This is a genomic window from Suttonella ornithocola (assembly GCF_001889065.1).
Lineage (GTDB): Bacteria > Pseudomonadota > Gammaproteobacteria > Cardiobacteriales > Cardiobacteriaceae > Suttonella_A > Suttonella_A ornithocola.
The window spans coordinates 1-11,611 of the sequence record NZ_LWHB01000124.1 but is presented as its reverse complement, the minus strand read 5'-3'; the positions used below and the strand labels follow the sequence as shown (position 1 = coordinate 11,611).

Genomic DNA, 11,611 nt, shown 5'->3' with positions numbered 1-11,611 from the left:
CGGCTTTTGGATGTTGGTTAATCTTTTTTTATGCGTTATCTTTAGTCGCTTTAGAGCATAACAAATCGCTGATTGCGAGCAATTAAAACGTCTAGCGCTTTCCCATTGGTAATCATCAGGATACTGCTCAATATCCTTAAGCAAGGCTTCATCATCAATCTTTGAGGGCTTACGCTCAGTAAAGATGGGGATTTTTAATCCAGCTATAGACGGTGAATTTGCTGATCTTGTAGCGCTTTGCAACAGCGCGCCAAGTTTCTCCATTAGCAATATCGTTAAGAATTTTCTGTCGGAATTGGCTGCAGTAGGTCATAGGATATGCTCAGTTTGTTTTTGATAATTCTACTACAAGTTGTTCTTTATATCTGCTTTGGATGGATTGGATTATAAGTGATTTGACTATATTTCAGCGTAAAGAGGATAAGAAGTATGTTGTTGCTTTAAAAGGAACACAGGGATTTTTTGAGGATATCTTGCCAACAGATATTAAAGATATTGTTTTTGATGGTTTGGCGCATAAGCAACTTATTGATATGTATAATTTTTGGCAACAAATAAAAGCGCCTAAAGGACAATCTTATACTGTAGCAACAGCTACTGTTATTGATGATTTAAGTAACAAACTGAATGTGTTAATTGAATTAAAAAATATTCCCGGTAATAGACCAGCGGATATATTGATTAAAGAACAGATTGAAAAGATATATCAGCAAGCGCATGAGATGGGATATGTTATTGATGAAACAGTAAATGGCGGTGCTGTTTATGCTATCAATTTTGCTCAGTCTGACAATGTCTATCATGATGAAAGGGCGTATGGTTTAGGAATAAATCCAGAGCAGGTGATTGTAACAGGGCATAGTTTAGGCGGGCATTTATCTGCTGCGTTTTCACGTTTATTTGCTGATGTGGTTGAACATGCTTATATGATAAATGGTGCTGGTTTTGGTAGAGAAACGAGTATTGTGTCGTCATATGCTGATAAAAATGTGCAGCAGTTTTTTGCCGCGCTTGGCGGTCAAGATAAATTTGATGCCGATAAAATTACCAATTTTATTGGTGATAAAAATATAGATGTAACCGCTAATAACTGGGAGGTTGGCTTAAAGCAACCTGGAGCAACACCAGAGCTATTTATAGAAAGTGGTACCGAAAAATTGGGTCATACCGTTACTCAAATGACCGATACAATGACGGTCATTGAGTTATTCACTCGCTTAGATGCTTCTTTGCAAACAAAGCCTATTGCAGATTTATTAAAAATGATGAATACAATGCTTAAGGCGAGCAGTAAAGATGATACATTGACCTTAGAAACGGTGGTGAATAAATTAGGTGCTTTTCTTCCATTAAATGAAAATGTTCAAATCACAGCCAATGATAGAGAAGCATTACATAACAAAATTCATGCTATCAAGGAATATATTGACAAAGAAGGTGAAAAAGAACATTTGGATATTCGCTTTCGTTTGATTGATGAATCCATTTTACAAACGGCGTTATCAAAAGATGTTGCCTACGATGAAACGATGGCTGCTCGTTATGCTTTGAAACAGCTAAATCCATTTATTGTAAACAGTGATACGCTTTACAAAGAGGATAGTCTTTTAAAAGATGCGCTATCTAAGCTGAAACTTTGGTCTTCAGAGGATATAAATGTGGTTCGAGAGGCCATTCATGAACCGTATGTTACAGAAACCTATCTAACAGATCGTGCTGCTATGCTACATAATTTCATCGCAGATAATACGACTAATGCTATTCCAAATCGTTATTATCATGATGTTGATTCTAAGATTTCTGTGGGAGAAGAGGCTTATTATACTTATCCAGGACGGGACGATGTTCCAAAAGTTCTCTTCGGCTCTGACCGCGAAGATGCGCCGGACCATTTGGTTGGCGGAGATAAAAAAGATCATCTTTTTGGCGGTGCAGGCGATGATGTTTTAGATGGCGGTAAAGGCGATGATTATTTAGAAGGTGGGCTTGGTTTTGATACTTACTATATTCAAGACCATGATACGGTGCTTGATGTGGATTTATCGGGTAAGTTAGTTTTTAAAGGGAAGGAAAATTTAGATTTTACTGATACGGTTTTTAAAAAGGCATTTGTTGCTCCTGTAGAGAATGAAGTGTTGTGGCTCTCTAGCAAGGGTGATTTAGGCGCTATTCAAAAGCAGGATACAAAGGATTTAGCGGTTCGATATGATGGTTCAAGTGCCATGATTAAGGAATTTTTTACCTTAAGTGAAGCTCATGGGCATGGCGTGTCTTCAGCAGGCGATAAAAAGGCGAATTCTTGGCAAGGCTTGGGGTTAACGCTAACGGATGAAGGCGATGACGTGCCGTCGTTTGAGTATCGGCATTTAGAGATGGTGAAGCATAAGTTTGGCAGTGTGATTGCAGGTGGAGAGCATTTTTCTGTAGCGGGTAGTAATAAGCTCGATAGCATTATGTTATTGGGGGCAAAAGAGAGCGTTGTGCAGGCAGGTTTAGGCAATGATGTGGTTTATGGCAGTGGCTATGCGGATTATTTGTATGGCGATGCGGGTAACGATATTATTTTTGGTAGTGCTAAGGCGCAAGGTAAGGCAACTGGGGCGGATGATGATCATATTTTTGGCGGGGCTGGCAATGATTTGATTCATGGTGGCGCGGGCGATGATGTGATTTATGCTGATGATGAGGCAGCGGCATTTGCGATTCAGGCGGCGGATAAGGGGGATTGGCTGCTGGGCGGTGAGGGAATGGATACGCTTTATGGCGCTCAGGGGACCGATTTTATCAATGGTGGCGCGGGTGTGGATGTAGTTTATGGTGGCGCAGGTGATGATGTGATTTTGGGCGATGGTGAGGTAGTGTTTAGTCCAAAATATGCTTCTATTAACACTTATTCTCCACCAACGTATATGCCTTCGCCAAGTCCTTGGATTTCGCCGCATTGGACGCCTGCTTATATTAGCGCTTATGATTATACGTTTAATACTGAAAAGAATACTTTTGATAAAGCACCTTTGAGTTATATGAGAGTGCCAAAAGTTCCTACGTTTGATTGGGTGCTTTCTATTGATGCGGTAAGTGGGGATTATCAGGTTTCTGCTGAGAATGTAGATGGTCAGTCGCAGCATCGTGTTGCTGAGGGTGGCGCGAGTGATTATTTGTATGGGGGTGCGGGTAATGATTTAATCATCGGGCAGGATGGAGATGATTATCTTCACGGTGGTGAGGGGGATGATATTTTATGGGGCGATGATAATCGCGATGTGAGTGTTAGCGGGGATGATACGTTATTAGGCGGTGCGGGCGATGATAGGCTTTATGGCGGTAAGGGGCGCGATTCGCTCTTTGGCGGTGCGGGGAGCGATAGGCTAGAGGGCGGAGAAGGCGCGGATAATTATTATTTTTATGCCGATGAGTTTGTAGATGGCTCGATAGATGTCTTGAAGGATGCGGGTAGCGGTGCGGAAAATGGCGGTGTGGATTTGATTTATTTGGATAATCGCTTGATTTTTAGCTATCGTTGGTTGGTAGATGCGGATGCGCCTAATCAGTGGGTGAGCGATGGTGGGTATCGTTTAGCGCTTGAGGGCGATACGCTTACGCTTTCTCATCAGGGGTCGGCGGGTAAGGTGCAGATTTTGGATTTTGCGGATGGTGATTATGGTTTGTTTTTGCAAGCGCAAAATCATGCGCCTGAAGTGGCAGAGCAAGCGCCTGCGATTAAGGGAACGGTAGCGGGTGCGCTGAATGTGGTATTTTCAGAGGCGTTATTTAGTGATGCGGATGGCGATGTGTTGCGCTATCGGATGGAGGGTTTGCCGCAAGGGTTGGCGTTTGATGCGGATACGCGCACGCTAACGGGAACGGTTGCGCAAGCAGGTGAGTATCATTTGCGCTTGATTGCTAGTGATGCACATGGCGCAAGCGCGGAGCAGCTGGTTTCGCTAACGGTTGTGCCTGTAAATCATGCGCCTGTGGTGAATGAGGCGGTTGCTGCGGTGCAAGGGGATACGGAGAATGCGCTGAATGTGGTGTTTTCAGCGGCGTTATTTAAGGATGCCGATGGCGATGTGTTGCGCTATCGGATGGAGGGGTTGCCAGAGGGCTTGGTGTTTGATGCGGATACGCGGACTTTAAGCGGGGTGGCTAAGCAGGCGGGCGCTTATGAGGCGCGCTTGATTGCTAGTGATGGTAAGGGCGGTGAGGTGAGCCAAGTGGTGCCGTTGGAGATTGTTTTTATCAATCATGCGCCAGAGGTGCAAACGCCTATTCCGACGCAATCGCTGACTTTGCGCGAGGATTGGCATTTTCAATTGCCTAGCGATAGTGTGATTGATGCGGACGGCGATGTGCTTTCTTATGCTTTGGGTGAGGGGGCGCCAAGTTGGATGAATGTTACCACAGATGGGGCGTTGAGCGCTTCGCCAGTGTCAACAGGCGATTATCATGTGCCGATTGTGGTGAGCGATACGCATGGGGCGAGTGCGACGCTGAATTTGGATGTTACGGTGAATGTTCCTGAAAATACGAAGGTGAGCGAGGGGCTTTCGTTTGGGGGCTTTGGTGATGATAGGATTTTCGGCAGTGAGCAGGATGATACGTTGCGCGGCTTAATCGGTAATGATGAATTGTTTGGCTTTGGTGGGAATGACCATTTGGTCGGCGGTATCGGTAATGATGTGTTGGATGGCGGCGCTGGAGAGGATACGCTAGAAGGCGGTTTGGGCAATGATAGGCTTGTCGGTGGGGCGGGTAATGATTGGCTTTATGGCGGATTTGGTGATGATGTGTATGTGTTTGCGCGCGGCGATGGGCAAGATGTGATTCGCGATAGTGGCGGGCAGGATACTTTGGTGTTAACGGATTTCCGTTTGGAGGATGTGTTGTTCTCGCATCAAAATGGCAATTTAATGCTTCATGCGAAGGATAGCGAGGATGGTATTACGATTAAAAATTGGTCGAGCTGGTTTGCTAGTGGCAAGATTGAGAAGTTTGTGTTTAATGACCAGAGTTATTCTTATCAGCAGATAAAAGATTATGTCAGTGGGATTGAGATTGTGTGATAAGTTGTACGGAGTAGTATGTTTTTACAACCGATGATGTTTTGTCATCGGTTTTTATTTTATTAGGGGGTAATGAGGAAGGTAGGTGTGATGAGAATATGCGGTTCTAAAAGAGAGAATGTTTTATCAATTGAGACCTTTACAAAATTCCGTTTTACACTAATTTTTGCTACCAGTAGAAAAATTAACACCATGATTTTAATATATTTTCAAAATTTGAAAAATTGAAATTTCTCTATTTTTAGGGGTTTTGCAAAGGTCTCCAATTTTGATTAGCGCTTTTGTTGATAAATCAGTTTTGTTTTTGAGAGTCGCGTTATATAGCAGGGCTCCCAAAAAGATGTATACCGTACTTGTAGATAGCATGCTGTTTTCAAATTGGATGTTGAGTTAATGTTGTATGTATTTTTTGGGAAGTTGGCTATAGCGGTATTTGCAAATGGCTTATCTCAAGCATAAGATACGACGCAGTTTTCTTTTTGTGAGGTTTTTATGCCAGTGAGTTATGAGCAGTTGCGCGAGCGGATTCGGTTATTAGGGCATTTGCTGGGCGATACGGTAACGGCCTATAGCGGTGAGGATACGTTAGCTGCGATTGAGGTTTTACGGAAAGGGTTTATTGAGCAGCGTACCCATCCTGATGAGGCAAAGTTACGCGCGTTAATTGAGCAGATAGCACGCACAGATACGGAATGTTTAAAGTATATTATTCGCGCGTTTAGTTTGTATTTTTCTTTGGCAAATTTGGCAGAGGAAACGGCTTTGGCGCAACAGCGTCGAGAGTTACGTGAGCAAGGGGCAAATGAGTGGGAAGGTTCGTTTAGAAAGACTTTGCGCGAATGTCGTGAAAATCAGATGAGTGCGGAAGAGGTTCGCACGATGTTGGATCAGTTGCGAGTAATTCCTGTCTTTACCGCACATCCAACGGAAGCACGGCGTAGAACGACGATGACGATGTTGCAAGAGGTTTATGCGGCTTGTGAGGATTTATTTTCTGCTGAGAAGGATAGTCCTAAGCAAAGACGTCATGCGCAAGCGGTGCGACAAATTATTGATATGTTATGGGCATCGGATGAGATTCGTACGCGTAAGCCTTTGGTTTTTGATGAGATCAATAATGGGCTACATTATTTTAAAACGAGTTTATTTGAAGCGATTCCGAGAATTTATCGTAATTTTGATGCGGCGTTGGCGGAAATTTATCCTGAATTGGCAGGTTATGATGTACGTCCGTTTTTACGTTTTGGTTCATGGATTGGGGGCGATAGGGATGGTAATCCGTTTGTAACGCATGAAACGACACGTCAAGCGGTATTGATGCATGCTGATACAATTTTGTCGCATTATGAGAAGACGTTGAAGGTGCTGCGTAGTCGGTTGGTTTATAGCGATACGATTGTTGATGTGCCAAAGCAGGTGCGGGAGCGGATTGCGCATTATCAGGATTTAGATAGTAAGGTCTTTGCCTATAATCCTGATGATTATTTAAATGAACCTTATCGCCGTTTGTTAGAGATTTTACGCGCGAAGATTAAGGATACGCGCCGTTATATCGCAAAGAATGGAGAGGTTAAGCCAAGAGCCGCTTATTTGTCGGTAGATGCGTTTGTGGAGGACTTGGGTTTGATTCGCAAGTCGCTATGTCATCACGATAAAACAGCCGCAAATGGTGAAATTTTAGATTTAATTCGCTTGGTAAAAACGTGTGGTTTTCATTTAGCTTCTTTAGATATCCGTCAAGAAAGTACTTGGCATCATGAGGTGATTGCCGATATTTTTGCCCATGCGCCGAATTTGCCAGATTATTTGTCTTTAAGTAAGGATGAGCGCTTTGAGGTTTTGCGGAAGTTATTGGTGAGTGATGGGGCGCCATTGATTTATCAAGATCATTTGAGTGAGCAAACGCGCGAGCAATTAGCGCTAATGAAGACGTTGGCAGAGTTAAGGGCGTTATGCGGTGAGCGAACGTTTGGTAGTTATATTATTTCTATGGCAAGCCATGGCGCGGATGTGTTAGAAGTGTTGTTTTTAATGCGGTTCGCAAATTTATCAGGGATAGATGCGCAGGGGCAGCCTTATGCGGCGCTACCCGTCGCGCCTTTGTTTGAAACGATTGAGGATTTAAAGGCGATTGATACGGTTTTACCGCAACTTTTTGCCGATGCGCAATATCGTCAATTATTGGAAACGCAAGGAAACCGTCAAGAAATTATGTTGGGCTATTCCGATAGTTCAAAAGATGGGGGGATTTTAACCAGTGCTTGGCAGCTTTATAGCGCACAGCAAACAATTACTCAGATTGCAAATGCACACGGTTTGCAAACGCGCTTATTCCATGGTCGTGGCGGAAGTGTGAGCCGTGGCGGAGGGTCAACGCATCACGCGATTGCCGCTCAACCGCCAGGCACGTTACAAGGAGAAATTAAGTTTACTGAACAGGGCGAAGTTTTATATGCGAAGTATGCCAATGCCGATACAGCGGTATTTGAGCTGACGTTGGCAGTAACTGGCGTGTTAAAGGCTAGCGCTACGCAATTTTCTAAGCCGCCTGCTAAATTGGCGCAATATGAAAGTATGATTGCGCGGTTGGCAGAGCGGTGTGAGACGCGCTACCGTCAGTTAACCGATCATACGGAAGGGTTTTATCAGTTTTTCTCTGAAGCGACACCGATTGCGGAAATTAGTTTGCTTAATATTGGTTCCCGTCCTGCGCATCGTAAAAAAGGAACGCCAACGAAACAAACGATTCGCGCGATTCCTTGGGTTTTTTCTTGGTCAATGGCGCGTTTTACATTACCTGCTTGGTATGGTGTGGGCAGTGCATTAGTGGATTTATCTGATGAAGAGCAAGCGTTGGTGGATGAGATGTATCAACAATGGCCTTTCTTTAATGCATTTATTAGTAATACGGAAATGGCGTTTGCTAAATCAGATATGAATATTGCAGCGCATTATAGTGCCCTGTGTCATCAAGAGACGTTACGCGAAACGATTATGAGCGATATTAAGGCGGAAGCTGAGCGTACGCGAGAAGGTTTAAATAAGATGTTGCATCAGCCACATTTATTAGCCCATCAAAGTGAATTGGCGACTTCTTTGCGTTGGCGTGATGCTTATCTTGACCCGATGAATCATATTCAAATTGAGCTATTGAAGCGTAGTCGCGCACCGGGATTAGATGAGCAAGCTAAAGCTGCTATTAGTGATCCGTTGTTACGAACCATCAATGCGATTGCGGCTGGATTACGCAATACAGGTTAAATATTTTCTAAGTTATCCACAATTTATTCCTAAGTTGTGGATAACTATAATGGAAAAGACATCTTAGACAGTGTAAAAACGATAGCGAAGTCGCTATAATCGCCTCTTTGATTTTTTAAGGAAGTACTTGTGACTTTTCCACAATTTTTTGTTGCTAATTGGTTTTTGTTTGCTTTGCTTTTTATCGTATTAGTAGCGATAGTCGTTTATGAAATGCGAAATAAAGATAGAACGCAAGCTTTATCAAATATTACTGCCAGCGCTTTTATCAATGATGGCGCGACTTTAATTGATTTACGTCCTGCTGCTGAATATAAAAAAGGGCATATCGCAGGCGCTAAAAATATTCCGACAGATAAGCTCAATGATTGGGCAACGAGTTATAAGCATAAAGACAGAGCGGTTGTTCTTTATTGTCAATCTGGGCAAGTTGCTCGTAACCAAATTCAAGCTTTAATCAACCATGGTTTTAAGGATGTGTACGTTCTTAAGGATGGCATTAGCGGTTGGCGTGCGGATAATTTACCTTTGGTTTAAATTTATTTTTTGGAGAAAATGTTATGAAAAAAGTTGTTATGTATATGAAACCAACTTGTCCTTATTGTCAAAGAGCAGCGATGCTATTAGATGAGAAAGGGGTTCACTATGAAAGCATCAATCTTTTACAACAGCCAGAGCGTCGTGATGAAATGATTGAGCGTGCTAATGGTCGTACAACCGTACCACAAATTTTTATTGGCGATACGCACGTTGGTGGCTGCGATGATTTAGAAGCACTAGAGCAAAAAGGCAAACTAGACGTATTATTGGCAGAATAAATGATGTCGCTTCTCCCGAGTAAAATTGGCTTTCGCTATAGCTATGCCCGTCGTGGTAGTAACTTTATTGGACTGAACTCTATTCTTGCAGTCATTGGCATTACCATTGGTATTGCGGCGTTAATCGTTGTCTTATCTGTGATGAATGGCGTGGTTAGTGATGTCCGCGATCGGCTTTTATCAATGACAGCCCAAGTTTCTATCCGAAGCAGTACAGGAGAAAATATTCCGCCCGATTTTCAACCAGAACAATATCTCAAAGGAATAAAAGGCATAGAAGCGTATGCGCCTTATGTAGAAGGGCAAGGCTTGATTGGTGTCGGCAATTCCTTTCAAGGCGTATTGATTCACGGCGTTGAACCTAAGGAAATGGGAAAAATCTCGGATACTTTTGCGCGTATTCCAGAGAAAACCCGAGAAGCTTTGACCGAAGGAAGCTGGAATATTATTCTTGGCGAAGGCTTAGCGGAGCAACTTGGGGTGAAGCCGGGGGATAAAATTACCGTCATTGTTCCAAAAGCAACCGCCTCAGCAGCAGGATTATTGCCACGCTTAAAACGCTTTACCTTCATTGGGACTTTCGCTAGCGGGCATTATCAATTCGATCATCAATTTGTGATGATAAATGCACAAGATGCGAATAAACTTTTACAGCTTTCTGATGGCTATAGCGGTTATCAAATCAAAGTTGATGATGCAATGAAAGCACCGCATATTCGTGAAGAAATTCAGAAGCATTTACCTTATGACGTTTATGCTAGCGATTGGTCACGTGATCAAGCGGTTTATTTTAGCGCAGTTCAAATGGAAAAAAATGCCATGTTCCTGATTTTATGCTTGATTGTGATTGTGGCAGCATTTGGATTATTGTCTTCGATGTATATGGTTGTAACAGAAAAACGTCGAGATATTGCTATTTTACGAACCATGGGAATGACACGCGGTCAAATTGCTCAAATCTTTATTTCCCAAGGAATGATTTTTGGGGTGTTAGGAACGGTGATTGGGGTTACATTAGGGGTTATTATTTCCTTAAACGTTTCCTCTATTATGGGGCTGATTGAGCGAACAACAGGCTACCAACTGCCGCAAAAACTATATTTCATTAGCGAATTAAGTGCAAAAATTGATCCTGCGGTGGTGATTGGGATTAGCGTGGTTACGCTCGTTTTAACTTTGCTGTTTTCTGTTATCCCTGCCATTATTGCAGCCCGCACCGAACCGGCTCGTGCGCTTTCTCAAGAATAGAGGAAAACTTGTGAGCGATATTATTTTAGAAACAAAAAATTTGCATTTCCAATATCAATCTCGTGGAGAAACACTGCCCATTGTGAGCGGGGTGGACTTACGCTTACATCAAGGGGAAAGCATTGCGATTGTTGGCGCATCGGGTTCGGGGAAATCGACTTTATTGCATTTATTAGCAGGACTAGATACGCCACAACAAGGCGAAATTAGGCTTTGTGGTCAACCTTTTGTCAGCGCGGAACAAACTGTTAAGACTAAGCGCAGTAAAATGCGTAACCTATATATGGGCTTTGTGTATCAATTTCATCACTTATTAGCGGAATTTAGCGCACAAGAAAATGTTGCTATGCCGCTTAAAATTCGCGGTGAAAAAGATGCATTAGCTATGCAAGCAGCTGCAGAGCGGTTATCGCAAGTGGGACTTGCCGAGCGATTAACGCATAAGCCCTCTGAACTTTCTGGTGGCGAGCGACAACGTGCCGCAATTGCTAGAGCGCTTGTGCATCAGCCTAAATGCTTGCTAGCAGATGAACCAACGGGCAATTTAGATGCGGATAATGCTGCTGCCGTATTCGCTTTAATGAAACAATTGGTACAAGAGCAAAATAGCGCAATGATTATCGTTACCCATGATATGAATATCGCGCGGCAAACAGACCATTGTTATTATCTGTATCATGGTCAATTACACTGTGAAGCGCCGGTATTGAACTAAGTAAGTTTAGCTATTTTTAATATGGTGAAGTTTAAAAAAGCCAGTCAATAAGACTGGCTTTTTTATTAGATTTAGAACTTTGCAAAAAAGTTAAAATTCTTAAAATTTCCGCTAAGAAAAAGGCTATAGCTGAATGACTTTAGTTTACATACAAATCGATGAGATGTAGCAGATAGCACACATTAGTACGGAAAGACGTTCCAATTCTGTATGCGAGTTAAAGATAGTTAGCTATATAGTCAAATCAGCTAAAAAACAGAATGTTATCTACCGCCAGAATGGCTAGATAAGGGCTATAGGATGTTTTGTTTTTTAGCTGATCGCACTATATAGTGCAATCATCTAAAACCCAACCCAATCCAAAGCAGATAAAAGAATAAAGTATCAATACAATCCATCCGCCATTCTTTGCGTATTTGCTTAATCCAAGCCCACATCTTTTCAATAGGATTTAAGTCTGGACTATAAGGGGTAACCAAACTATCTCATGCCCATGCTCTTCAATG

General features: G+C 42.7%; 9 protein-coding genes. 6 read left to right on the top strand and 3 right to left on the bottom strand.

Translation table 11 applies throughout. From position 1 onward, the window contains the following. Together A5N85_RS17700 and A5N85_RS17695 are read right to left on the bottom strand one after the other, a co-directional pair. A partial coding sequence (locus tag A5N85_RS17700; protein WP_282955997.1) for an IS630 transposase-related protein occupies positions 1 to 186 on the bottom strand: 186 nt, incomplete at its 3' end. Then, positions 176 to 313: a helix-turn-helix domain-containing protein gene (locus A5N85_RS17695; protein WP_072577004.1), complete on the bottom strand. Its 138-nt coding sequence runs from the start codon at positions 311 to 313 to the stop codon at positions 176 to 178. The genes A5N85_RS17700 and A5N85_RS17695, both read right to left, overlap by 11 nt. 61 nt (positions 314 to 374) lie before the next feature. On the opposite strand from A5N85_RS17695, the gene A5N85_RS17010 reads away from it, so the two are divergent. The 6 genes from A5N85_RS17010 to A5N85_RS09405 all read left to right on the top strand — a co-directional run bounded on the left by A5N85_RS17010 (position 375) and on the right by A5N85_RS09405 (position 11,105). Further along, positions 375 to 5,063, top strand: a complete 4,689-nt coding sequence (locus tag A5N85_RS17010; RefSeq protein WP_072577003.1) for a calcium-binding protein — start codon at positions 375 to 377, stop codon at positions 5,061 to 5,063. Between the two features lie 492 nt (positions 5,064 to 5,555). After that, positions 5,556 to 8,324, top strand: a complete 2,769-nt coding sequence (ppc, locus tag A5N85_RS09425; RefSeq protein WP_072577002.1) for a phosphoenolpyruvate carboxylase — start codon at positions 5,556 to 5,558, stop codon at positions 8,322 to 8,324. Between the two features lie 129 nt (positions 8,325 to 8,453). Further along, the gene (locus A5N85_RS09420) at positions 8,454 to 8,861 is read left to right on the top strand and encodes a rhodanese-like domain-containing protein (RefSeq protein ID WP_072577001.1); all 408 of its coding nucleotides are present in this window, start codon (positions 8,454 to 8,456) and stop codon (positions 8,859 to 8,861) included. Positions 8,862 to 8,884: 23 nt separating this feature from the next. Continuing rightward, positions 8,885 to 9,142 carry a glutaredoxin 3 gene (grxC, locus tag A5N85_RS09415; RefSeq protein WP_072577000.1) on the top strand — a complete coding sequence of 86 codons (258 nt, stop codon included), beginning with the start codon at positions 8,885 to 8,887 and terminating at the stop codon, positions 9,140 to 9,142. Continuing rightward, entirely contained in the window at positions 9,143 to 10,390 is a 1,248-nt protein-coding gene (locus A5N85_RS09410) for a lipoprotein-releasing ABC transporter permease subunit (RefSeq protein WP_245935942.1), read from the top strand. Between the two features lie 10 nt (positions 10,391 to 10,400). Further along, entirely contained in the window at positions 10,401 to 11,105 is a 705-nt protein-coding gene (locus A5N85_RS09405) for an ABC transporter ATP-binding protein (RefSeq protein WP_072576999.1), read from the top strand. A gap of 338 nt (positions 11,106 to 11,443) precedes the next feature. Here A5N85_RS09405 and A5N85_RS15680 read toward each other — a convergent pair whose 3' ends face one another. Beyond that, the gene (locus A5N85_RS15680; RefSeq protein ID WP_169818648.1) at positions 11,444 to 11,584 is read right to left on the bottom strand and encodes a hypothetical protein; all 141 of its coding nucleotides are present in this window, start codon (positions 11,582 to 11,584) and stop codon (positions 11,444 to 11,446) included. Positions 11,585 to 11,611 lie beyond the last annotated feature (27 nt).

Bases quoted from the DNA above. Each gene is read 5' to 3' on its own strand.
- A5N85_RS17695 (WP_072577004.1), bottom strand. From the start codon at position 313: ATGACCTACTGCAGCCAATTCCGACAGAAAATTCTTAACGATATTGCT.
- grxC (WP_072577000.1), top strand. From the start codon at position 8,885: ATGAAAAAAGTTGTTATGTATATGAAACCAACTTGTCCTTATTGTCAA.
- ppc (WP_072577002.1), top strand. From the start codon at position 5,556: ATGCCAGTGAGTTATGAGCAGTTGCGCGAGCGGATTCGGTTATTAGGG.
- A5N85_RS17010 (WP_072577003.1), top strand. From the start codon at position 375: ATGGATTGGATTATAAGTGATTTGACTATATTTCAGCGTAAAGAGGAT.
- A5N85_RS09410 (WP_245935942.1), top strand. From the start codon at position 9,143: ATGATGTCGCTTCTCCCGAGTAAAATTGGCTTTCGCTATAGCTATGCC.